The sequence below is a fragment of the Corynebacterium sp. TAE3-ERU16 genome (assembly GCF_019209935.1).
GTDB lineage: Bacteria > Actinomycetota > Actinomycetes > Mycobacteriales > Mycobacteriaceae > Corynebacterium > Corynebacterium antarcticum.
Genome location: NZ_JAHUTN010000006.1, coordinates 33,815 through 56,368 on the forward strand (window position 1 = coordinate 33,815; position 22,554 = coordinate 56,368).

Consider the following 22,554-nt stretch of genomic DNA (forward strand, 5'->3'; position numbering starts at 1 on the left):
ACGTCGGACAATTCCACCCGCCCCGGGCCCCGGATGGCGGAAGGCCCCCACCCGCGCGTGGTGAATGGCGGGTGGGGGCCTTCCGTCGGTTGTGCGGTCAGTCCTCGATCTTCATCTTGCCCGGGTTCCAGAAACCGGAACGCTGTACCGTGCGGTAGTCGATCACCGCATCGACGGGGGCCTCCCCGCGGGAATCGGTGCGCAGCTCGTAGGCCTCGAGGGAGCCCCAGTCGCGGTGCCAGTCATCCTTGAGGTAGCTGGGCAGTTCGGTGGCCTTGTTGATGGCTTCCGCGACACCCATGACGCCTCCGCCGTTGTAGTCCTGCCACGGGGAGAGCGTGACTTTGCCGGCGTGGTCCGGTGAGATCCGCCAGAGCGGTGTCTCGGCGACCCCCGCCCAGTGGTCGAACGGACGCTGGCAGGGGAACTGCAGTGAGACCGACCAGTCGAGCAGGGTGGGATCCTCGGAGCCGACGACCTCATTCAGTGACTTCAGCGTCGGCACCCTCGGTGGGGTGACCGCGAGCCACTGCTCCGGGTCGAGACTCGTGTCCGTGGCGACGATCCGGACGACGTTCGCGTCCGGTGGGAGTTGGTCGAGCGGAACGCGCAGGTTCCGCCAACCGGGTGCCGGACCGATGTCGAGGGGCTCGATCTCGTTGACGTCCGTGACCTCACCGTCGGCTCCACGGGTGCCGTACTCGATGACGAGTCGCTGCCCCTCCTGTCGGACGCCGTTGATGTCGTTGTGCTCGATCCGACCGGCCGCGGACACCACGAGGAGCGGCGCGTCCGGATGACGCTCCGGCAGTTCGTACCAGGACGTGGTGATCTCGGCGGGGAACTGGGGGCCTGCGGTGTAGGACCCGACGACCGGAACCTCACGGTAGTCGATCCCGAAGGGGAGCTGCGCGACGGAACCGTTGACGCCGACGTCGCCGCGGACACCGCCGCCTGAACCGGAGTCCTGGCCGCCCGTATCACCGGAGGCGGTGTCCTCGTCGGTCGCGCCGGCGATGGAGCCGGCTCCCGTGGTCGCGGTGTCCACGCCCGCGGAGTTGATCGACGGTGGGACGTTGTTCGCGTCGAATCCCCGGTTGTCCTCGCTCTCCAGGGACTCGCCGAGCGGTGTTCCGTCGACGGGGAAGAGGAAACTGTCGTTCGTGTCCGATTCGATGAGTGCGTCGTTGGCCAGTGCGCAGCTGTCGCCCGCCAGGGAACGGAGATTACCGAGCCCGATCGAATACGCCGGGTACTGGGCGACGAAGCCCTTACCGAGGGACAGCGCCGAGAACAGCACCACGAGGGCGGAGGCGATCGCGAGTGGAGAGGCCGCCAGACCGTCGAAGCGACGCAGTCGACGCTGTTTCTCCACCGCGTACTCCTCGGCCCGTCCCTCAGCCGCGGCGCGGGCCGTGGCGACGTCGGAGACGAAGGACTGGATCGCGCCGAGGGCGAGGACGGCGAGCGCGATGAACAGCATCACCGTGGATGCCTCTATGTGGCGGTACTGGATCGTCTTGTCGAACCACGGGACACCGTAGCTGGAGACATACCACCAGCCGTTCGTCCCCGACAGCGCGAAAGCCAGGAGGAAGAGGATCGCACCGATGAACAGGGTGCGCGACCGGGCACTCTTGAGCGCCATGTTGGATACCGCGATGGCCGCCAGTGCAGCCAACGCGGCCCCGATGCCGGCGTACACACCGAAGTGGTGGGTCCACTTCGTCGGGGTGAACATCATGAAGAAGATGGTTCCGAAGAAAACGAGCATCAGCCGCATCGACGGACCCTGGGCGGAGCCGGGGACACGACCGTTGCGCAGCACGCTGGCCAGCACGAGGGCGAGGCAGACGAAGAGCATGAGCACGGCGAAACGGCGGGCGAAGGACCCGTCGACGGTCTGCTGCATGAGGGTCTCGTAGCGGACCCACTCGTCGTACCAGTTCAGTGAGGGGCCCTTGGCCGAGCGCACCCGGATGGACTCGAGGACGGTGCCGAGGGTCTGGTCACCGAACACGGCGAGCAGGATCGCGGTCCCGGACGCCAGGAACGGCGCCATCATCGCCGCGGCCGCGCGGAGTGACGCACTCCTCGGTGCGCCCCGACCGGCTCCGAGCAGCGGCATCCGACGCAGGCCGATGCGGATCATCCCCGAGAGGCCGGCCAGCAGTGCCGCGACGGCCATCAGACCTGTGGGGCCGGCGCCGAGGCACACCGTCGCGATGATCACGGCGACGGCTGCGGGCAGCAGCCGGGACGTGGCGATGGCCCGCTCGATGGACACCCAGGTCAACAGGGCGCCGACCGCGATGACCGGCTCGGGGCGCAGCCCGTTGTTGTAGACCATCCAGAAGCCCAGGAAGGAGAACGCCGCCGTCCAGTGCGCGACCCGGCGGTTGTTGATCTTGGATCCCAGGCGGGGCAGCACCTCCCGGGTGATGATCATCCACGTCAGCAGACCGGCGATGAGCTCCGGCAGACGCATCCACACCGAGGCGGTGGAGACCTGCGCCATGAGTCCGAGCAGGTCGTAGTAGGGGGCACCGAACGGCGATTCGGGGACACCGAACCACCGGTAGTAGTTCGCCATGTACCCGGAGTGGTCCGACACCCGTGCCATGGTGAGCAGGTATCCGTCGTCGGACGTGTTAGCGCCGAAGATGTACCACCAGACGAGCACGCCGCCGACGATGCCGTCGAGCAGTCGTGGCCGGAACCAGCCGACGGGCAGGAAGCGTCGGGTCCGTCGACCGTCGAGGATGTCCATGCGGTGCAGCGTCCACAGCGCGACCGCGAGCAGCACCAGGCCCGAGAACATCGTGATGTACTTGAGGACGCTCGGCGCGGAGGTGAAGCGGGAGTTGATCTCGATGTGGGCCGAGAGACCCTCGTCGATGAGTTCGCGGGCGGTGGCCCCGTCCCCGCCGTCCAGTTCCGTGTAGATGCCGGTCAGCTGGGGACGCTGGTCACCGCTGACGGTCCCGCTGTATTCCTCGCCGTCCGGGCCACGGGCACCGTTGATCCGGGCCGTGGTCTCCTCCTCGGTGGAGGAGACGTGCAGCACGGCGTTCCGGGGGAGCGCCTCGAGCTGCTCGGCGTCGAGTTCGAAGGGGACCTGGTTGCGGACGATGACGTCGAGACCCGTGGGTGTGAGTCGGACGAACAGTCCGCGCGTGGTCGCGTCCTCGCTGTCCGCGGGCAGGGTGCCGAGGACGGTCGACTGGCTGTCCCGCAGTTCCGTGAGCGCGGACACCGGGATGTCGATGTCGACGGACTGCGGGACGTAGCTGAGCAGCGGGGCGTTGACGCTGTTCAGCGAATCGTTCTGTGGCCAGTCGAAGGAGGACTGGGTCTGGGAGACCGGCATGAACGGCGTGAGCACGAACATGAGGAAACCCAGGACACCACTGACGATGGCGAGGTTGAGCAACCGTCTCGACGCGGTGGGCGGGGTATTAACGGCTGTTGCTGACACAGCAGACGATTCTACGTCAGGGTTGTCCTCCGGCTTCATCGGCTGCGGGTCACCACCACGAAGGGGCCGACCTGCTCGACATCCCAGGGGGAGCCGTCCCCGGTGAATGACCCGGGGTTGAACCAGACACCCCGGAACCGGACGTTCGGGTTGTTGGGGTAGATGTCCTCGGCGATGTCGTACTTCCAGCCCTCCTCCCTGTCCTCGGCGTCACCGCGCAGGATGAAGACGTCGGGTGCGGTGAAGGGGGACTCCTCGAGGGCGGCGGTGAACTCCCGGGGTTCGGAGAGTACGTTCCATGAGGCGGTGGCCCACTGCTCTATCTCCCGGTTGCGGAGGTCGAACTCACCGAGTGGGTTGGCGTAGTGGCTGGTGAAGGCCTGGAAGCCCCGGTAGGGGTGATAGGACATGAAGTTGTGTTCGTCGGTGAGGACGACGGTGTCGGCGGGGATGTGGCCCTTGCCGCGGATCAGTTCATCGATCTCCCCGTACCAGGCGCCCGAGTCGGGGGGATAGAGGTCCGCGCGGACCCCGTCACCGTCGGTGTCCGTGTAAGCGAGGTCGATTGCGTTGTGGTTGCGCTGCGGGATCGTCTGGGCGTAGGCGACACCCGCGATGAGCAGCAGCGTCACCATGACGAGCGTGACGTTGCGTCCCGTGCGAGCCGAGATCTGGTGGGGATAGAGGGCGTCCGGCCCGAGGAGCCGGATCTCCGCGATCGCGAAGACGCCGGCGGTGGCCAGTTGCAGGGTGACGACGGCGTCCATCCGGAACCCGAGCAGGGTGTTCCCGGCGAGGGTCGCGATCATCGACGCCACGATCCAGCCGTAGAACACGACCAGGGCGATGCCCATGGAGCGGACATCCCGGTCCACGGCCCGGACGACGAGGAAGACCATACCCAGCAGGCAGAGCGCCCCGACCGCGGAGAAGGAGAGCATCGGCATCGGGACCTGGGTGCCGTTGTACGGCAGGTAGTGCATGGCCGTCGCGCCGGAGTGCGGCTCTCCGCTGACTATGGCGAGCAGGTAGGGTCCCCACACCACCGATGCGATCGCCATGGAGGCGACGCCGATCAGCACCATCCGCAGCAGCGGGAGCCAGGACCGGTCCACGACCGCGGCGAACACCCCGGCGACCGTCACCACGGACAGGGCGATGACCGCCGTGTAGAGGGTGTAGATCGATGCCGAGGCGCCGAGATAGATGATCATGCCGACCATGGCGAGCCGGCTGCCGTCGAGGGCACGCCGCACCAGGACGGTCGCTGCGGGTGCCCCGAGTGCGACGATCGCCGCGTACGGCTCCTCGGGGGAGATCACGAGAATGAGGCAGATGCTGGTCAGCCCGATGCCCGTGGCGACGGTGAGTGATCCACTGAGCCGTTGCCAGGTGGGCACAACCATCGATGCGGCGGCGGCCAGTGACACCAGGGCCCACGGCTGGAACGCCGCCCAGCCCTCCATTCCGAGCAGATTGGCGAAGCGGCCGCCGAACCAGAACCACGCCCCCGGGTAGTAGGAGGGCATGTCGATGTAGTTCATGTCGCTCAGGGCCGCGGAATCGGTCAACCGGGTGAGGAACTGGGTGCGGAACCCCTGGTCGACGGTGATGCCGTCGAGGTACAGGCGGGTCGCGGACAGCGGCAGCGCGAGCGCGGTGACCACGAGTGCCGAGGGTGACAGATAGCAGACCACGTAGGTCAGCCAGACCCGCCACCGGGGTCGCGTGGCGGACACCCGTTCGCTGTCGGGGAACTCGACCACTGGGGGTTCGGGTTCCTCCGGGTCACCCGGGACGGTGCCCGGGGCGATCGCCGCGCCCGGCCCCCGAGCGAGGGACCGGACCTCGTCGGTCTCCGATTCGCGGCGGCGGCGATCGTGGTGTTCGTCGCGCAGCCACAGGAAGACGAGGCTGACCACCAGCAGGAGGACCATGACGGTGCCCGCGGTGGACAGGGCCCTGGAGACCAGGGAACCGCCGAACGCGGGGAGACTGGTCATCTTGAGGATGTACCAGCAGATCAGCGTCAGTGCGCCGCCGCCGATGCCGGCCGCGGCGATCGCGAGGACGGTGGCCCGACCTCCGAGGGCGTCCGAGGTGAAGTCCGCGCCTCCCGCCGGGGCCGTCGGGCCGAAGAAGACCCTTTTCCGGGCCGTCCGGGCGGGTGCGCCAGTGAAGCCGTCCGTCGCTCTAGTCATGTGTCCAAGTCTCCCACACCCGGACCGGACAAGACGGTCGCGGACCCGGGGCGGGAGGCGTCATCAGGTCAGAACGGGAGCTTGCGGAAGATCGCCCGCGGGATGTGGTTGAACACCATCATCACGTACCTGAACAGCGGGTGGACCCAGACGGTGTCCTTGCCGGCGTCGACCGCGGAGACGACCGCTTCAGCGACCTGGCTGCGGTCCACGGTGAGCGGAGCCTCCTCGACGTCCGCGCTCATCCGGGTACGGACCTGGCCGGGGCGGACGACGAGGACGTTCGCCCCGGAACCGCGCAGGGCCTCTCCGAGCTGGCTGTAGAAGCCGTCGAATCCGGCCTTGGTCGACCCGTAGACGAAGTTGGAGCGTCGCACCTTCATGCCGGCGACGGAGCTCAGCGCGACGATCGTGCCGTGGCCCTGCGCCTCGAAGCGCTGGCCGAGCAGTACACCGACGGAGACGGCACCGGTGTAGTTGACCTGGGCGGCGGCGACGGCCTTGGCCTGGTTGCGCCACAGTTCCTCGTTGTCACCGAGGGTGCCGAAGGCGACGATGGCGATGTCGACGTCGCCCGTGGAGAAGGCTTCCTCGATCACGGCGGGATGGCTGTCGAAGTCGGTCGCGTCGAAGTCGATGACCCGGATCTCGCTGGCTCCGGCGCGTTCGAGCTGCGCCTTCGCCTCCTCGAGGTGCGGGGAGTTCTTCCGGGCGGCGAGGGTGACCGCGGCCGGCCCGGCGGCGAGGAACTCGGAGGCGATGGCGACACCGATCTCCGAGGTGCCGCCGAGCAGCAGGATGTTCTGGGCCTTGCCCACAGCATTGAGCATGTCGTGTTCTACTTCCTGATCGTTGTCGTGTGGGGGTCGGTCTAGTGCAGCTCGAGGCGGCGGGACAGATCCGACGCGAAGACCCCGTTCGGGTCGATCGCGTTGCGGGTGTCCAGCCAGGACTGCATCTGCGGGTACATACTGTGGAAGTTCTCCGCGGAGGTCCGTGACTCCTTGGCCAGGTAGAGACGGCCCCCGAACTCCATCACACGGCGGTCGAGCTCGTCGAGGAAGTGGCCCAGGCCCGGCTTGATGGGGAAGTCCACGCACACGTTCCAGCCCGGCATCGGGTAGGACAGCGGGGCGCGGTTTCCCTCGCCGAACAGCTTGAACACGTTCAGTGCGGAGTAGTGGCCCGAGGACTGGATGTCCCGGATGATGTCCTTGAACGGCTCGACGGCCTCCCGCGGCACGACGAACTGGTACTGGAGGAAGCCCTTGGGGCCGTAGCCACGGTTCCACTCACCGATCAGATCGAGCGGCTGGTAGAACTGCGTCAGATTCTGCACCTGGTTGCGGTAGGTGCCCGACTTCAGCCACCACAGCTCGCCGACGGCGATCATGGACAGCTTGTTCATGGTGAAGGACGGGAAGATGTCCGGCACCGTCACCAGCTGGGGGGCGTTGAACTTCAGCGGGTCCTTCGCCAGCTTCGGTGCGAGTTCCTCGAGCTGCGCGAGCGTGGCCAGGGAGCCGCGGGAGATCGCGGCGCGGCCGAGCTTCGGCGGAGCCGAGATCGCGTCGAACCAGGCCGAGGAGTAGGTGTAGTTCTTCTCCGAGCCGTCCGAGTGGAACTCGATCGTCTCGTCGAGGCTGTGGGTCATGTCGCCGTCGGCGATGAAGTACGCGGTCTCGGTGCGGGTCATCCTGATCCGCGCGCGGACGATGATGCCGGTCAGACCCATGCCGCCGACCGTCGCCCAGAACAGGGAGCCGTCCGGGTCATCGGCGGTGCCCTCGGGCTCCAGATGGAGGATCCGGCCGTCGGCCACGAGCAGCTCCATGGAGACGACGTGGTCACCGAAGGAACCCGCGGAGTGGTGGTTCTTGCCGTGGATGTCCGGGCCGATGGCGCCACCGATGGTCACCTGGCGGGTGCCCGGTAGGACTGGGACCCACAGGCCGTAGGGCAGCGCGGCCTTCATCAGCTGGTCGAGGGTGACACCGCCGTCGACGTCCACGATGGCGGAGGTCGAATCGATGGAGTGGATCCGGTTCAGCGGCGTCATGTCGACGACCAGGCCGCCGGCGTTCTGGGCCGGATCGCCGTAGGAGCGGCCCATGCCGCGGGCGATCACGCCACGTCGCAGGTGGGCGGGCTTGTTCTCGTTCTGTTCAGCGACCAGCTGCACTGCCTTGACGATCGTGTCGAGGTCTTCCGTGGACAGAACCTCGGCGGTCGTGGGGGCCGTACGACCCCAGCCGGTCAGTTTCTTGGCTTCTGTGTTCAGGGCCCCGGAGGCACCGCTCGAAGCAACGGTGCTGGACGCGCCCTTATCGCTCGTCATCGATTGTCCACGCTACCCCCAGAACCGGCCGGGTGGGGATCAATCGGACGTGATCGGGCAGTTTTCCGGGAAGAAAACAGCGTGTGATTTCCCACAATCCCACATGCGGGAGGGGCGTCGCACTGGGCAAATCACAGTGGACGACGACGGCCGGCCATGGCTCGTGACGGGGTGCACAACCGGCACCGTGGGCGGAGCCGGGAGCTACAGGTCCATCATCTGACGGATCTCCGCGGGCAGCTCGTCCTGGGAGGTGATCTCCGGGCCGTCGTACTCCCGCAGGATCTCGTAGACCCGCACCCGGTCGACGCTGTCCAGCAGCGGAAGCTCCTGCGCCATCAGCATCGTCATGCGCTGATTCAACGGCAGCTGGGTACGCTCCGCGGCGATATGCCCCGGTTCTTCCCCGGAGTCGCGATCCTGGCCCTTGAACAGTCCGAACATGCGCCCGAGTCTAGCCAACGCGGGCCACCGCCCGTACCCCGCCACCCCGGTAGGCTGCGGGGCATGGCAGCACCACACACAGAACCGCGGGCCGGGATCGTCGCCGATCTGCCACTGCTGGTCGCGGGTGGCGTCGTCACCGCGATGCCCGACCACATCCACCACCGACTGATCCGCTGGGGCGCCGACGTAGTGGTCCTCGCCGCGGCCGCCGCAACCACCGCAGTTCTCACCGACACCGCGACCCGGGCCCCGGGGGAGGAACCCGACGGCGGTGCGACCGCACCCGTCAAAACGCCGGACGACACTCCCGGTCCGGCCAACCCGGCGGTGCTCGTCATCGGACTGGCTCTCCTCTGCACGGGCATCTACGCGGACGCCCGCATCACACGCGCACTCGTCGGTTGGCTCCGCTCCCGGGGTGTCACCCGACCCCACACGGTGCTCGGGGTGTGCACCGTGCCGATCCTGCTCGGGATCCGTGCACTGGAGAACCCCGGGTCCGCACCGGATGGGACAATGAAGCGGTGACCGACACGCTGAACACAACAACCACCGGTGGCACCGCGGACCCCGTGCACCACCCCACGATCGCGGTCCTCGACGCCACTGACCCGACCCTCCGTATCGTCTGGCACGTCCAGACCGACCCCAACTCGGCGACGGGGCGCTACAGCGGGGCCTGGATCGTCGGGGAATCCCCGGGGGACACCGACGACCACGAGCCCGATGATCCCGTGACGGTTCTGGAGTCCCTCCTGCGCGGCACCGTCGTGCTGCCCGTCGGCGACACCGACCCGGACGCCGTGGCCGGTGCCGACAGCCGCGCCGGAACGACGACACTCGCCGCGATCCACGCCGCCCTAACCCGCGCCGCGGACGAGATCCGCGCCGCCGCGAAGAAGGCGCACGAGGAGAACACCCACCTCACCGTGCCCCGTCTGCCTGCCGTCACACTGCCTGATGACGGGCCCGACAGCGGTGCCTCATTCCACGGTGAAAAGAGCGCCCGCGCCGCCTGGTGCACGGCCCACGCCGCGGGTGATCTGGTGGAACAGTGGTTCGCGGTCGAATCCCAGCGCCGGAGTCGCGCCCACCTGAAGGAGACCTTCGGCCCGGACATCCGACCCCTGCCGTTGGCTTGACGCCGTCCCGGCCGGACAACTCCGCGACAGGATAGGCGGTCCTCTACCTGAACGGCGCGGACCGCGTCAGCTGGCTACGCTGGGGGCCATGCCCACCGATCCAGCCCGCGGAAACGTCATCGAGCTCGCGCCCCGCCGCGACGCCCGTGCGTCCGCAGGCGGACCGGACCGCAACCGGGAGCCCCGCACGCTCATCATCCGGGCGACCCTGTGGTGCGCGGACCGGGAGATCCACCGGCAGGTGGGCCTCAACGACGCGATGTCCCTGACGGAGCTCCACCGTGTCCTGAGCATCTGCTTCGGGTTCCACGGCCACGGTGCCGGTGCGCCCTGGTCCTTCACCTCCGGGACCCAGACCTTCCGGACCGACGGGTGTGTCCACGACGTTCTCTCCCGCCCGGGTGACATCGCCATCTACACCTGGGGACTGTGGCGCATGTTCGTCGAGGTCATCGATTCCTATCCCCGTGACCGGGGAACGCCGCGGGCACTCTGCATCGGTGGTTCGGGGAGTCTGCGACCCGGGGGGTCCGGTCCCGTCGACTTCGACCCGGCGGACATCAACGCCGAACTCACCGGGAGGGAGACCATAGCCTCCACCCTCGCCCTCGTCGATGACGACGTCGCGGATCTGATCAACCGGTCCCGCATCTTCGACTTCATTCCGCTGCTCCAGGCGCTGGACCTCGCACGCCCGGTGCAACTCGACGAACGGACGCGCGCCATCCTGGACGGACTGCCCCTGGAACACGGGCCCGAGGCCCGTGACGCGTTCATGGTCACGGTGCTCACCCTGTCCTCCCTCGTCGACGCCGAGCTCGGGGACAACGTCATCGAGGCCACCATGGCCGAGATCGGCTGGGTGGACGATGACGACGGTGTCCTCACCGCCGACCGGATCCGCGACCTGTGCACCGGATCCCTGCAGGCACTCACCGGCGTCGGCGGGTGCGGCGCCGGTGCCCTGCCACCCGTCGAACGGCTGGACCTGTACCGCTATCTGCTGCGCCGCTGACCGGCCTCCGGTGAGCGGGTAGCATCACCTGGCGTGGCCGACTACGACGACAACACCGCACCCGACGCCCGCGATCCGCGGCACCCCGACCCCTCCACCGCGTCCGCTACCGGGGACCCGGACGACGGACTCTTCGTCTCCACCGAGGAGATGGAGGCACAGGTCGCCGCCGGCGCGGACGAGTACACCGGTCCACTTCCCCCGGCCGAGTCCGGAGACGGCCGGGACGTGAAGACACAGGGCGTCAGGTTCATCATCTCCGGCGGGATCTCCGCGGTGGTGGACATCGGACTGACGTGGCTGTTCCAGATGATCTTCGGACTGAGCCCGTTCGCGTCCCGCAACATCGGCTTCATCTTCGGAACGATCACCGCCTACGCCATCAACCGGCGCTGGACGTTCCAGGCCGCGCCCTCGAGAGCCCGGTTCGTCGCCGTGGCCGTGCTCTACGCCCTGACCTGGATCCTGAATACCCAGCTGTACAGGTACCTGTTCGGGTTCCTCGTCGAGCGCGACATCCCCGACCTGTTCTCCCTGGTGGTCGCATTCGTCATCGCGCAGGGCATCGCGACGGTGGTGAACTTCGTCGTCCAGCGCACCGTGATCTTCAAGGTCCGCTGACCGTGGCCGTCGTCCCGGATCTCAGGGGCGTTCGAAGCGTTCCCGGCGCCCCATCCGGTGCAGGCGCAGCCAGTCCCGGAATCCGGCTGGATCGCGCTGCTTGACCAGGAAGAACCAGCCGAAGCGGGCGTACTCCTGGGGGAGCAGGTGGCGCATACCCGGCTGGTTCATCAGGTAGCCGCGGTTGCGGTAGGTGAAGAACCGCTTGCCCTCGTTGTCCGGGTACTGGGTGTGCATCCGTCCGCCGAGGATCGGCTTGAACTCGTCCGACCCGTCCGGGTGCAGGTAGGCGCAGCGCAGGCAGGTGCCGAACTTCAGACCGGAACGCGTCAGCCTGCGGTGGTACTCGACCTCGTCGCCCCGGATGAACAGCCGGAGATCCGGCACACCGATGCGTTCCATCGCCGCCGCGGAGATCAGCGCGCCGTTGAACAGGGAGGCGATGCCGGGCAGGAGATCATCGTCCGGGTTCGCCGGGTCGATGAGCTCGCCGCGCCTGCGCCGCCACTCCAGCCCCCGTCGGAGCGGGAAGGCGAGGAGATCCGGTTCGTCGAGGTTGCACACCACCGGTGAGACCTCGTCCAGGGCGTGCCGCTGCGCGCACTCCTGCAGCGTGGCGAGGACCTCCGCTCCCTCGGGGCGACCGTCGTCGTCGGCGCACCACACGGCGTCCGCGCCGAGGGCGAGGGCGGTGAGGAACCCGTAGGCGAAACCGCCCGCACCGCCGAGATTCGTGCGGGACGGCAGGTAGACGCCCCGGTCTCCGGCGATCTCCGCAACCGCGTCCGACACGGCCCGCTCGCAGCCGTTGTCCACCACGATGATCCACTCCACGGGCGCCGACTGGGCGGTGACGACCTCGAGGGAGGCGCGCAGGAGGTCGGCGCGGCGGTGGGTGACGATGACCGCTGCGACGCGGTCCGAGGTGGTGAGAGCCATACGCCCATTGTCGCACAGGGGCACGCCCCTACGACGCCGTCACGCGCCGACCGGCGGTGGAAATCCGGGGTCGGCGCGTGAGGTCCGGGTCCTGGGCGGGGCCGGGGGACAGTCGGTCAGTTCTCCGGCACGAACCAGCTGGTGATCGTCGTCGGATGCGTGATGGCGGTGCCGACGCACGCCGCGAAGGCGCCGCGTGCGAGGACCCCGGCGACATCCTCGGGCCGGTGCAGGCGTCCCTCCACGAGGACGGGCCGGTCCACCGCGGCGAGGACCTCGTCGATGAAGTCGTGGTCCGGGCCGGGGGTCTTCTCCCGGGCGTGCCCGTAGCCGGGGGTGTAGCCCGCCAGGGTAGTGCCGATGATGTCCGCACCCGCCTCCGCGGCGGCCACCGCATCGGGGACGGAGGCGCAGTCGGCCATCACCGCGACACCCGGGAACTCGGCGTGGATCGCGGTGACGGCGTCGGCGAAGGATTCACCGTTGCCCCGCTCGCGGAGGGTGGCGTCGATGGCGACGACATCCGCGCCCGCCAGTGCACACGCCCGGGCGTGCGCGACGGAGGGTGTGATGTACACGCCGTCGTGGCCGTGCTTGATCAGCCCGATGACGGGAACCTCGACGGCCTGTCGGGTTGCGGCGATGTCGGCGACGCCCTGGACGCGGACGGCGCGAGCACCCCCCTCGACGACGGCCTGGGCCATCGCGGCGGTGATCTCCGCTCGGCGCAGCGGCTCGCCGGGGTAGGCCTGGCAGGACACCACAAGTCCGCCGCGGAGACGGTCGAGGAGGGCGTCGATGCTCATGTCACTCATGGGTGGGGCTCCTTACTTCAGGGGTTTCAGACGTGCACGGGCGTGGTGCGCCGCTCCGACGAGGGCGGCGTCATCGCCGAGTTCGGCGGCGACCAGGGGAGTACCCCGCAGTGGCGTCATCAGTGTTTCAGCGTAGGCCTCCTCGAGCGGCCGCCACCAGAGTTCGCCCATCCGGGTGACACCACCGCCGATGACGACCAGCTCCGGATCGAGCGTGTTGACGAGGGAGGCGATCGTGTGTCCGGTGACCGCTCCCGCGGAGATGATCACGTCCGCGGCTAGGGCATCGGTTCGGGCGGCCGCCTGGAGCTGGTGTCCGTTGCCCACTCCCCGCCCGCCGAGCTGCGTGTAGAAGCGGGTCATGCCCGGCCCCGAGGCGAGATTCTCCAGGGTGTCGGTGAAACCGGCGCAGTTCTCCCGGCCGGTGGTGGTGACCCGGATCTGCCCGATGTGCCCGGCCACGCCGTGTGCGCCGGGCACGAGTCCGCCGTTGACGATCACGGCGCCGCCGATGCCGGTGCCGACCGCGACCATCAGCATCGAATCATGCCCATGACCGGCACCACCGGCCAGTTCACCGAGAGCGTGTGCGTGGACGTCGTTGAGCACGGAACAGGGGATGCCCAGTTCCTCCTCGACCCCGGCGGCGAGCTCGGTTCCCGCCCATCCGCGGATGGCGTCCGTCGCGGAGGTGATGCGTCGCCCGTCCGGGCTGACGACACCCGCGCTGCCGATGCCCACCAGCGTGGGTGCCGGGCCGCGCGCGGAGTCGAGCACGCGGCGCGCGACCCGCAGCACCTGGCGGACGACGGCGGCACCGTCCTCGCGGCTCGGGGTCGCCGCTGTGGACAGCCCCGTGACGGTGTTGTCCGAATCGACGAGGGCCACGTTGATCTTCGTTCCGCCGATGTCGACCGCGAGAACGCGGTCGGCGTCACTGTCGGTGGTCACGGGTACCGTCCTCTCGTTGCGTGCGGCTGTGATCCGGTGGATCAGGAGGCGAAGGGGGGGATACGGACGGAGCCCGGGTCGACCGTCGGCTCCAGGCCGCACGACCTCAGCACCTCCGCGATGGCGGTGAGGTTCTCACCGGTCAGGGCGGCGACGGGCTCCGGCATGCGGTTCGTCGAGAACACGCCCAGAAGCATGAGCGCGGTCTTGAAGGCGCCGACCCCCGCGCCGAAGCCCACGGCCCCGGTGGTGACCAGCACGATGCGCATGAGCTCGGTGAGGTGGTCCTGCTCGGCGCGGACCGTTGCCCAGTCGCCGGCACGGTAGGCGTTCCACTGGCGGACGTAGGCGGCCGGGTCGACGTTGCCGAGCCCCGGGACACACCCGTCGGCACCGGACATGTATGCGCCGTCGACGACGACCTCGTGGCCGGTGAGCAGGGTGAGGGGGCGCCCGGCCGCGGTGTTGTCGCGGGCGAGGAAACGGAAGGACACGTCATCGCCGGAGGAGTCCTTGACTCCCGCCAGAACCCCGTCGACGCCCAGCCTGACCAGCAGATCACCGGGAAGCTTCACGTGTACGCAGACGGGGATGTCGTAGGCGAACAGGGGCAGGTCGACAGCCTCGTGGATCTTCCGGAAGTGCCGTTCGATCTCGTTGACCCCGCCGAGCGCGTAGAACGGCGCGGTGGCGACGATGGCGTCGGCCCCGAGTTCGGCGGCGGCGTGGGCGTGCTCGATGACTCGGTTCGTCTCCGTGTCGATGCAGCCGACCAGGACGGGCACGCGCCCGGCGACGGTCTCGACCGCGGCGGCGATGATCTCCCGGCGGCGTTCATCGGTGGAGAAGACGACCTCCCCCGATGAACCGAGGAAGAACAGGCCGTGCACCCCGGCGTCGATCATGCGGTTGACCACCCGGTCGAAACTGGCACGGTCGAAGTTTCCGGCGTCGTCGAGGGGGGTGACTACCGGCGGGATGACACCGGTGAAGGGGGATTCCACTGTGGGCTCCTAGTTGATTCTCAGATGGGTGGTACGGCGGACCGGCCGTCAGTTGGCGAAGGCGGACTTCGCGGGGTGCAGCAGAGACGGTGCCGCACCGAGCAGGGTACGCGTGTACTCGTCCCGGGGGTTCTCCAGGATCTGTCGGGCGGGTCCCTCCTCGACGACGGTGCCGGCGTTCATCACGGCGATCCGGTCGGACACGTAGCGCACGGTCTGGATGTCGTGCGAGATGAACACCATGCCGAGGTTGAGATCGTCCTTCAGATCCGACAACAGGTTGAGGATCTGGGCGCGGACCGAGACGTCGAGCGCCGAGGTCGGCTCGTCGGCGATGATCGCGTCCGGGTTCAGCGACAGGGCGCGGGCGATGGCGACGCGCTGCCGCTGGCCACCGGACAACTGGCCGGGCAGGGCCCGGAGCACGCTCTCCGGGAGGCCCACCAGGTGGATGAGCTCGCGGATCCGCTCCTCGCGGTAGCTCTTGTTGTTGATCTTGTGCACGACCATCGGATCGAGCAGCTGCTCGGCGACGATCATGCGGGCGTTCAGGGCGGTCGCCGGGTCCTGGAAGACGACGGAGACCACGCGCCCGATCTGCCTGCGGTCCTTCCCGGAGCGCTTGGTCACCTTCCTGCCCTGGAAGTACACCTCGCCCTCGGTGGGGTCCTGCAGGCCGCACATCACGCGGGCGGTCGTGGACTTGCCGCAGCCGGATTCGCCGACCAGACCGAGGGTCTCACCGGCGTTCAGCTTCATGGTGACGCCGCGGACGGCGTGCACCAGGTGGGGCTTGAAGATGCCGCCCGACCGGGACCGGAACGTCACGGAGACGTCCCGGAGCTCGATGATGGGCGTCGTGCCGTCGTCGTTGGCCGCGACGCGTCCGGTGGAGTCCACCTGGCGCGCGCGCACCGTTGCGTCCGGGTGTTCCGGCGCGGACTCGACGGTTTCCTGCTGGAAGGAGTCGAGGGCGGATTCTGTCTCGGTGCGGGCGACCTCGTTGGTGTCCCGCTCGTTGTCGTTGGACATCGGATTGCTCACTTTCCGCTCTCGGCGAGTTCGGGTTGCACGGCGTAGAAGTGGTGCTCGCCAGCGGCGCGGGTGAGCACCGGGCGGGTGTCGAGTCCGACGGTCGGGTGCGAGGAGCGGGGCGCGAAGCGGTCACCACGGGGGAAGTCCCGTGGGCTGGGGACGACGCCGGGCACCTGGTGCAGGCGGCCGGATCCGGCCTCGATGGACAGCACCGAGCCGAGGAGCCCGCGGGTGTACTCGTGCCGGGGGTCGGTCATCAACTCGACGGTGGGGGCCTGTTCGACCACCTGGCCGGCGTACATGACGGTGATGGAGTGCGCGACCTCCGCGACGAGCGCGAGATCGTGGGAGACGAAGATCATCGCGAAGCCGAGCTTGTCCTGCAGGTCGTTGAGCAGCTCGATGACCTGCTTCTGCACCGTCACGTCGAGCGCGGTGGTCGGCTCGTCGGCGATGATCAGCTTCGGGTCGCGGGTCAGCGCCATGGCGATCAGCACGCGCTGACGCTGGCCACCGGACAGTTCGTGCGGGTAGGACTCCAGGGTGCGCTTCGGATCGAGCCCCACCAGCTCGAGGAGCTCTTCCGCGCTGCGGGTCCCGCCGCGCTTGGTCAGCTGCTTCAGTTGGGCCTTGATGAGCATGGACGGGTTCAGGGAGGAGAGCGCGTCCTGGTAGATCATCGCGATCTCGTGGCCGCGGAGCGCCGCGTGCTGCTTCGTCGAGAGCTTCAGCAGGTCGGTGCCGTCGTAGATGATCTCACCGTTGATCGTCGCCCTGCTGTCGAGAAGACCCATGATGGTCAGTGCCGTGATCGACTTGCCGCAGCCGGACTCACCGACGAGCGCCATCGTCTGCCCGGGGCGGACCTCGAAGCTGACGTGGTCGACGACGTCGACGTCACCGTGCCGCGGGAACCGGAGACAGAGATCCCTGACCTCCAGCAGCGGTGGGACGGAGTAGTCGGGGATGAAGCGGTCCGTGCGACGGGACTCCACCTCGCGCAGCTCGGCGAGCCGCCTGTTCAGGTCCTCCTCCTGGACCTTGTACGCGGCGACCGGGTCGGAGGCCAGGCGATCCGCCTCCCGCTTGCCGTCGGTGTCCTGCGGGTTGATCTTGGTGGCACCCGGGGCCGCGACCAGTGCGTCGGTGATTCCCTCGGCGAGGACGTTCAGCGCGAGCACCGTGATCATGATGGCGAGACCGGGGAACATCGCGGCCCACCAGAATCCGGTGAGCACACCCTGACGGGCGGAGGCGATGATCGAACCCCAGGAGGGGTCGGGCTCCGGGACGCCCGCGTTGATGAACGACAGGGACGCCTCGAAGACGATCGCATCGGCGACGAGGACCGTGGCGAACACGAGGATCGGCGCGACGCAGTTGCGGGCGACGTGCTTGATGAGGATCCAGGTACGGGCCGCACCGGAGACCACGACCGCGTTGACGTAGTCTTCGCCCCACTGGTCGAGTACGTTGGCGCGCACGACGCGGGTCAGCTGGGGGATGTAGAGGAAGCCGATGGAGAAGATCAGGATCGGGATCGAGTTGCCGAACACCGCGATGAACACCGCCGCGAGGGCGATCCCCGGGAAGGACATGATGATGTCGAGCACGCGCATCAGGGTCTCGGAGACCCAGCGCGAACTGACCGCCGCGATCGAACCGAGGACGGCCGCGCACCCGAGTGCGAACAGTGTGGCGCAGATGCCGATGGTCAGGGAGATCCGGGCGCCGTAGACCATGCGCGAGTAGACGTCACGGCCGAGGTAGTCGGTACCGAACCAGTACTCGGAGTCCGGTGCCGCGTTCGGTCGGGTGATCAGCAGTGGATCGTGGGTCGCGAAAACCGGTGCGAACACGGCGATGACGATGATCGCGGCGAGCAGGATGACGCTGATGCGCGACGGCACCGACATCGCCCGCCAGCGGCCGAACCTCAGTCCGGGCCCGGAAAGCTTGGTGGTGAGTTCTCTGCGCATGTCACACCGTCCTGATACGCGGGTTGATGAGGATGTAGAGCATGTCGACGACGATGTTGACGACCACGAACGCGAGCGCCACCGTCAGCGTCACGCCCTGGACGAGGTCCGCGTAGTTCGACTGGATGCCCTCGAGGATCGCCTGTCCCATGCCGGGGAGGGCGAAGATGACCTCGATGATCACGGCACCACCCATGAGGTAGCCGATGCGGAGACCGAGGACGGTCACCGGTGTGATCAGCGCGTTGCGCAGGACGTTGCGGGCCACGACGATGTGCTTGGGGATGCCGGCACCGAGTGCGGTGCGCACGTAGTCCTTGTCGAGTTCCTCCACCATCGAGGTACGGACCACGCGGATCAGTGAGCCCGCGACCGGGATTCCCAGCGCGAAGGCGGGCATGAGCATCCGCATCATGTAGGCCTTCGGATCGGACTCGAAGGCGATCAGGGGGCCGGACGCCGGAAGAATGTCGTTGTTGATGGTGAACGCCTGGATCAGCAGGACCGCGAGCCAGAAGGACGGCGTCGCGACGAAGATGATCGAGAACACGCGGATGACCTGGTCGATCCAGGAGTCGCGGTACAGGGCGGCGAGAACACCGAAGATGAGGGCCATGACCACGGCGATGATCAGCCCGTAGAAGGTCAGGGAGATGGTGACGGGGAAGGCCTCCGCGATACGTCCGGAGACGGGGAGCCGCTGGGAGGTGTAGCTTCCGAGATCACCGTGGAGGAGACCGCCGAGGAAGGCGAAGTAGCGGACGAAGAGCGGATCATTCAGGCCGTATTCCTCGTGGTACGCCTCGATCTGTGCGGCGGAAGCGCCCTCACCGAGGGCTCCGTACGCCGGGTCGACCGGGTTGAAGGACATCACGAAGAACACGAGGAACGTGATGCCCAGGATCATCACGGGGAGTGCCAGGAGGCGGCGCCCGATGAGCCTGATCAGGTTGGACACTTGGGTACCTTCAGATAGTTGTCCCGGACGGCGCTCCGGAATGCGGGGGCCATCCGGCACCCCTGTGGCCCCCGCACCGTGCGGGGCAGGGGCCACGGGGATGGTCCGGGGAGGGGATTACTTGACGTTGACGTCGAGGAAGGAGATGCCGGTCAGGGCGATCGGCTGGAAACCCTCGATCTTGTCGTCGTTCCACGCGGAGGTGACGCTGCGGTGGAACAGCGGGTAGATCGGGACCTCTTCGGCGATGACGTCGTAGGACTGGTTCCACAGATCCTGCTGCTCGTCGCCGGTCGCGCGGACGGCCTTGTCCATGAGCTCGTGGAGCTTGGTGTAGCCCTCGGAGCCCTTCCAGCCGGAGCGCTTCTGGGTCCAGGCGTTGTCGCCGTACCACCAGTTCATCAGCAGGTCGGGGTCGTTGCCGAAGACCGAGGGGTCACCGGGGGCGAGGACCACGTCGAACTGCGGGTCGTCGACATCGGTGACGTTCGAGTACATCGCCCCTGAGGCCTGCGTGTCGATGGTGTCGACGGTGATGCCGGCCTCACCCAGCTGCTGCTGGATCAGCGGCGCCATGTTGGCGATCCAGCCGTGGTCGGTGGTGTTGAGGGTGAAGTGCAGGTCCTCGACACCGGCCTCCTTCAGCAGTTCCTTCGACTTCTCGGGGTCGTAGGTGTAGACCTGGGATGCCTTGTGGTAGTTCGGGTGCGACTCCGGGAGGAAGGAGGTGGCCGCCTTCGCGTTGCCGTCGAGGGTGTTGTCGATCAGCTCCTGGGCGTTGATGCCGTAGAGCACAGCCTGGCGGACCTTCGCGTCGTTGAAGGGGGCCTTCCTGGTGTTGAACATGACGAAGGGGAGGTTGAAGCCCTGCTCGGACTCCATCTCGACCTTGCCCTCGAGCAGGCTTCTGCTCACCGAGGGGACGTTCTCCATGGCGACGACGGAGCCTTCGCTCATGGCGGTCACGCGCGCGGTGTCGTCGACCAGGATGTCCCAGCGCATCTCATCGGCGCCGGCGGGGCGGTCGCCGTTGTAGTTCTCGTTCTTGGCGAACTTGACGTGCTTGGACTTGACTGCCTCGGTCATCTTGTAGGGGCCGGTGCCGATCGGTGCGGACTTCAGCTCATCGTCGGTCTGTCCCGCGGGGACGACCTTGACCAGGGAGATTCGCTCGTTGACCAGGGAGAAGGGGTACTTAGTCCTGATGGTCACGGCGTTGTCGCCGTTGGCCTCGACGGAGTCGATGAAGCCGAGCATGGGGGCGTAGAAGCCGTTCATGGTTCGGTTGAACGCGGCGACGACGTCGGCCGGGGTCACGTCGGTGCCGTCGGAGAACTTCGCGCCGTCACGCAGGGTGACCTCGTAGGTGGTGTCGTCCACCTTGGTGGGCAGTTCCGCGGCGAGGGCCGGGTAGACCTCGCGGGTGGCCGGGTCGAGTTCGGTGAGTCCCTCCATGGTGTGCCAGTTCGCGGCGAGCGCGAGGGCGGAGGTGGTCGTACCGGGGTCGTAGTTGTCGGTGTCGTAGCCGACGGCGGCGGTGATGATCTTCGCGCCGTCGCCACCGCCGGAGCCGCCGTCAGCGGTGGTGTCACCGGTGGTGGTTCCACCGCCGCACGCGGTCAGACCGAGAGCGGCGACTGCGGCCAGACCGGCCATGCGCGCGAGGGTGCGCTGTGAAGTGGGTGCTCGCATTGGGGGCTCCTCATTGGGGTGCACGGGAAGTTGTCAGACATCTTACGGTTTCGATGATACGGGGTGTGTGAACTCCACTCAATGAAATCGAAAACGGAAGATAACGAAACGTGCATGCTGGATACCTGACATGTGCTTTTGATTCCGGAGCCCACCCCTCAAAGGGGGTGCTATCGACATTCTGCCTGATGGATGCGTGGTGTGAAGCAAACGGCTGCGTATCAACAATATTGTCGCAATCACATCCGGAACTACTTCTCGACGGAACTCACAGAGAGGGTAATCGACGCATTCCTGTCGGACAACCGTGATAACTTTGGCTGCATGAGCAAGATGCGCGCCGGAGACCCCGGAACAGATACGGCGGCAGGCCCGTCGGCGGGGCAGGCGTCGCCCCGGCCGCAGCCGGCCCGAAACCGCAAGGACGCGACCAGCGAAGCGATCAAGCGGTTCATCCTGGACAACCGACTGCGGCCGGGGGACCCGCTGCCCGGGGAGACCAGCCTCGCCGAGACCCTGGATGTCTCACGTTCCTCCGTCCGGGAGGCGCTGCGCAGGTTGGAGGCGCTCGACATCGTCGTCGTCCGACGGGGATCGGGCTCCTTCGTCGGGGCATTGTCGATGTCTCCGCTGGTGGAGGCGCTCGTGTTCAGGACGACGCTGTCCGCCGGGGGCGACCTCGCCACACTGCGGGAGGTCATCCAGGTGCGCCGCTTCCTCGACCTAGGCATGTCGGAGGCGCTCTGCGGTCGGCTGCGCGGTACGAGCCAGCCGGGACTGACGGCCCTGGTGCACTCGATGGTTGACAGCGCGGAGAAGGGCGAGACATTCACGGACGCCGATCTGGCGTTCCACGACGGGCTGCTGGCTCTCGCCGGCAACGAGGTCGTCCGACAACTCGTCAGCTCGTTCTGGCGGATCCACCAGGCGGTGGTCCCCACCCTCGGCCTCGCCGTGCACGAGGGGCTGGTGCAGACCGCACACGCCCACGGGGACATGCTCGAGGCCGCGATGGCGGGCGACGTACGCGCCTACGAGCGGGCCGTCTGCGACCACTATCTTCCGCTGGAGACCATCCTCGACAACCGGTGAGCCGTCAGCGTCCCGGGACCGTCATTCGGGGACGGGACCCCGACCGTGGATGCCCGTGTTCTCATCCTGCATGCGCCGGATCAGGTTGCGCACGTGGTCCGCGGCCCCCTTGCCCTCGTAGGCCTCGACCACGTCGTCGACGTGTCCGGCCTGTCGGATCTGACCGTGGTCGACCCACAGTGCCGTGTCACAGAGTTGGGCGAGGAAGTCGTTGGAGTGCGAGGCGAACACGAGGATGCCGGACCGGGCGACCAGCTCCTCGAGTCGGGCCCGGGCCTTCGCCATGAACGCCGCATCAACCGCGCCGATCCCCTCGTCGAGCAGCAGGATCTCCGGTTCGATCGACGTGACGACCCCGAGTGCGAGACGGATCCGCATGCCGGTCGAGTAGGTGCGCAACGGCATCGCCAGGTACTCGCCTAGCTCGGAGAAGTCCGCGATCTCCTCCATCTTGTCCTTCATCTGCTTCCGGGTCTGACCGAGGAACAGGCCGCGGATGATGATGTTCTCGTACCCGGAGATCTCCGGGTCCATGCCGACGCCCAGGTCGAAGACCGGGGCCACGCGACCGCGGATGTGGGCGCTGCCCCGGGTCGGCTCGTAGATCCCGGACAGCAGTCGCAGCAGTGTCGACTTGCCGGCACCGTTGTGTCCGACGAGACCGACCCGATCGCCCTCACGGAGGTGCAGGTTGATGTCCTTCAGTGCCTCGACCACGACGACGTTGTCGGAGTTCCGGCCGATGGCACCGCCGGCGGCCCCCAGGAAGGCCTTCTTCATGGAACGCGACTTGGCGTCGAAGATCGGGAAATCGACGCAGGCGTTGTAGGTGTCGATGGAAACCATG

The 22,554-nt window shown here is 67.7% G+C and carries 19 protein-coding genes; 5 read left to right on the plus strand and 14 right to left on the minus strand.

The window, feature by feature from the left end:
• Positions 1-97: 97 nt before the first annotated feature.
• The 5 genes from KRX55_RS07440 to KRX55_RS07460 form a co-directional block, all read right to left on the minus strand.
• Positions 98-3,517 carry an arabinosyltransferase domain-containing protein gene (locus KRX55_RS07440; RefSeq protein ID WP_218407136.1) on the minus strand — a complete coding sequence of 1,140 codons (3,420 nt, stop codon included), beginning with the start codon at positions 3,515-3,517 and terminating at the stop codon, positions 98-100.
• Positions 3,514-5,679 carry a galactan 5-O-arabinofuranosyltransferase gene (locus tag KRX55_RS07445; RefSeq protein WP_218407137.1) on the minus strand — a complete coding sequence of 722 codons (2,166 nt, stop codon included), beginning with the start codon at positions 5,677-5,679 and terminating at the stop codon, positions 3,514-3,516. Before KRX55_RS07445 ends, KRX55_RS07440 begins: the two co-directional genes overlap by 4 nt.
• Before the next feature lie 68 nt (positions 5,680-5,747).
• Complete coding sequence (locus KRX55_RS07450) at positions 5,748-6,509, minus strand: decaprenylphospho-beta-D-erythro-pentofuranosid-2-ulose 2-reductase (protein ID WP_218407138.1); 762 nt, start codon at positions 6,507-6,509, stop codon at positions 5,748-5,750.
• A gap of 41 nt (positions 6,510-6,550) precedes the next feature.
• Positions 6,551-8,017: an FAD-binding oxidoreductase gene (locus tag KRX55_RS07455; RefSeq protein WP_218407139.1), complete on the minus strand. Its 1,467-nt coding sequence runs from the start codon at positions 8,015-8,017 to the stop codon at positions 6,551-6,553.
• 204 nt (positions 8,018-8,221) lie between these two features.
• Positions 8,222-8,461 (minus strand): hypothetical protein, encoded by a 240-nt coding sequence (locus KRX55_RS07460; protein ID WP_218407140.1) that lies wholly within the window; start codon positions 8,459-8,461, stop codon positions 8,222-8,224.
• A 63-nt stretch (positions 8,462-8,524) separates the two neighbouring features.
• On the opposite strand from KRX55_RS07460, the gene KRX55_RS07465 reads away from it, so the two are divergent.
• The 4 genes from KRX55_RS07465 (at position 8,525) to KRX55_RS07480 (ending at position 11,242) form a co-directional block, all read left to right on the plus strand.
• Positions 8,525-8,992, plus strand: coding sequence for a hypothetical protein (locus tag KRX55_RS07465; protein WP_218407141.1), 468 nt, complete (start codon positions 8,525-8,527; stop codon positions 8,990-8,992).
• Entirely contained in the window at positions 8,989-9,606 is a 618-nt protein-coding gene (locus tag KRX55_RS07470; RefSeq protein WP_218407142.1) for a hypothetical protein, read from the plus strand. Before KRX55_RS07465 ends, KRX55_RS07470 begins: the two co-directional genes overlap by 4 nt.
• Positions 9,607-9,694: 88 nt before the next feature.
• Entirely contained in the window at positions 9,695-10,621 is a 927-nt protein-coding gene (locus KRX55_RS07475) for a hypothetical protein (protein ID WP_218407143.1), read from the plus strand.
• A gap of 150 nt (positions 10,622-10,771) precedes the next feature.
• On the plus strand, positions 10,772-11,242 hold the full coding sequence (locus tag KRX55_RS07480; RefSeq protein WP_218407254.1) for a GtrA family protein: 471 nt from the start codon (positions 10,772-10,774) through the stop codon (positions 11,240-11,242).
• Between the two features lie 21 nt (positions 11,243-11,263).
• On the opposite strand, the gene glfT1 is transcribed toward KRX55_RS07480, so the two are convergent.
• The 8 genes from glfT1 to KRX55_RS07520 all read right to left on the minus strand — a co-directional run bounded on the left by glfT1 (position 11,264) and on the right by KRX55_RS07520 (position 20,615).
• Positions 11,264-12,181 carry a galactofuranosyltransferase GlfT1 gene (gene glfT1, locus KRX55_RS07485; RefSeq protein ID WP_218407144.1) on the minus strand — a complete coding sequence of 306 codons (918 nt, stop codon included), beginning with the start codon at positions 12,179-12,181 and terminating at the stop codon, positions 11,264-11,266.
• A gap of 116 nt (positions 12,182-12,297) precedes the next feature.
• Positions 12,298-12,987, minus strand: a complete 690-nt coding sequence (locus KRX55_RS07490; RefSeq protein WP_218407255.1) for an N-acetylmannosamine-6-phosphate 2-epimerase — start codon at positions 12,985-12,987, stop codon at positions 12,298-12,300.
• Positions 12,988-13,008: 21 nt separating this feature from the next.
• The gene (locus tag KRX55_RS07495) at positions 13,009-13,947 is read right to left on the minus strand and encodes an ROK family protein (protein WP_218407145.1); all 939 of its coding nucleotides are present in this window, start codon (positions 13,945-13,947) and stop codon (positions 13,009-13,011) included.
• Between the two features lie 41 nt (positions 13,948-13,988).
• On the minus strand, positions 13,989-14,951 hold the full coding sequence (locus KRX55_RS07500) for a dihydrodipicolinate synthase family protein (protein ID WP_218407146.1): 963 nt from the start codon (positions 14,949-14,951) through the stop codon (positions 13,989-13,991).
• Between the two features lie 48 nt (positions 14,952-14,999).
• A complete protein-coding gene (locus tag KRX55_RS07505) occupies positions 15,000-15,983 on the minus strand; it encodes an ABC transporter ATP-binding protein (RefSeq protein ID WP_218407147.1) in 984 nt (327 codons plus the stop codon).
• An 8-nt stretch (positions 15,984-15,991) separates the two neighbouring features.
• Positions 15,992-17,965 (minus strand): dipeptide/oligopeptide/nickel ABC transporter permease/ATP-binding protein, encoded by a 1,974-nt coding sequence (locus KRX55_RS07510; RefSeq protein ID WP_218407148.1) that lies wholly within the window; start codon positions 17,963-17,965, stop codon positions 15,992-15,994.
• A gap of 1 nt (position 17,966) precedes the next feature.
• A complete protein-coding gene (locus tag KRX55_RS07515) occupies positions 17,967-18,923 on the minus strand; it encodes an ABC transporter permease (protein ID WP_218407149.1) in 957 nt (318 codons plus the stop codon).
• Positions 18,924-19,040: 117 nt separating this feature from the next.
• Positions 19,041-20,615, minus strand: a complete 1,575-nt coding sequence (locus tag KRX55_RS07520) for an ABC transporter substrate-binding protein (protein ID WP_218407150.1) — start codon at positions 20,613-20,615, stop codon at positions 19,041-19,043.
• Positions 20,616-20,939: 324 nt separating this feature from the next.
• Between KRX55_RS07520 and KRX55_RS07525 the strand changes: the two genes are divergently transcribed.
• Positions 20,940-21,707, plus strand: a complete 768-nt coding sequence (locus KRX55_RS07525) for a FadR/GntR family transcriptional regulator (protein ID WP_218407151.1) — start codon at positions 20,940-20,942, stop codon at positions 21,705-21,707.
• Between the two features lie 21 nt (positions 21,708-21,728).
• Here the strand turns inward: KRX55_RS07525 and wzt are convergent, their stop codons facing one another.
• On the minus strand, positions 21,729-22,553 hold the full coding sequence (wzt, locus tag KRX55_RS07530) for a galactan export ABC transporter ATP-binding subunit Wzt/RfbE (RefSeq protein WP_218407152.1): 825 nt from the start codon (positions 22,551-22,553) through the stop codon (positions 21,729-21,731).
• Position 22,554: the final 1 nt, after the last annotated feature.

Bases quoted from the DNA above. Each gene is read 5' to 3' on its own strand.
- KRX55_RS07490 (WP_218407255.1), bottom strand. From the start codon at position 12,987: ATGAGCATCGACGCCCTCCTCGACCGTCTCCGCGGCGGACTTGTGGTG.
- wzt (WP_218407152.1), bottom strand. From the start codon at position 22,553: ATGGTTTCCATCGACACCTACAACGCCTGCGTCGATTTCCCGATCTTC.
- KRX55_RS07440 (WP_218407136.1), bottom strand. From the start codon at position 3,517: ATGAAGCCGGAGGACAACCCTGACGTAGAATCGTCTGCTGTGTCAGCA.
- KRX55_RS07460 (WP_218407140.1), bottom strand. From the start codon at position 8,461: ATGTTCGGACTGTTCAAGGGCCAGGATCGCGACTCCGGGGAAGAACCG.
- KRX55_RS07525 (WP_218407151.1), top strand. From the start codon at position 20,940: ATGAGCAAGATGCGCGCCGGAGACCCCGGAACAGATACGGCGGCAGGC.
- glfT1 (WP_218407144.1), bottom strand. From the start codon at position 12,181: ATGGCTCTCACCACCTCGGACCGCGTCGCAGCGGTCATCGTCACCCAC.
- KRX55_RS07465 (WP_218407141.1), top strand. From the start codon at position 8,525: ATGGCAGCACCACACACAGAACCGCGGGCCGGGATCGTCGCCGATCTG.
- KRX55_RS07505 (WP_218407147.1), bottom strand. From the start codon at position 15,983: ATGTCCAACGACAACGAGCGGGACACCAACGAGGTCGCCCGCACCGAG.
- KRX55_RS07475 (WP_218407143.1), top strand. From the start codon at position 9,695: ATGCCCACCGATCCAGCCCGCGGAAACGTCATCGAGCTCGCGCCCCGC.
- KRX55_RS07480 (WP_218407254.1), top strand. From the start codon at position 10,772: ATGGAGGCACAGGTCGCCGCCGGCGCGGACGAGTACACCGGTCCACTT.
- KRX55_RS07445 (WP_218407137.1), bottom strand. From the start codon at position 5,679: ATGACTAGAGCGACGGACGGCTTCACTGGCGCACCCGCCCGGACGGCC.
- KRX55_RS07455 (WP_218407139.1), bottom strand. From the start codon at position 8,017: ATGACGAGCGATAAGGGCGCGTCCAGCACCGTTGCTTCGAGCGGTGCC.
- KRX55_RS07450 (WP_218407138.1), bottom strand. From the start codon at position 6,509: ATGCTCAATGCTGTGGGCAAGGCCCAGAACATCCTGCTGCTCGGCGGC.
- KRX55_RS07510 (WP_218407148.1), bottom strand. From the start codon at position 17,965: ATGCGCAGAGAACTCACCACCAAGCTTTCCGGGCCCGGACTGAGGTTC.
- KRX55_RS07520 (WP_218407150.1), bottom strand. From the start codon at position 20,615: ATGCGAGCACCCACTTCACAGCGCACCCTCGCGCGCATGGCCGGTCTG.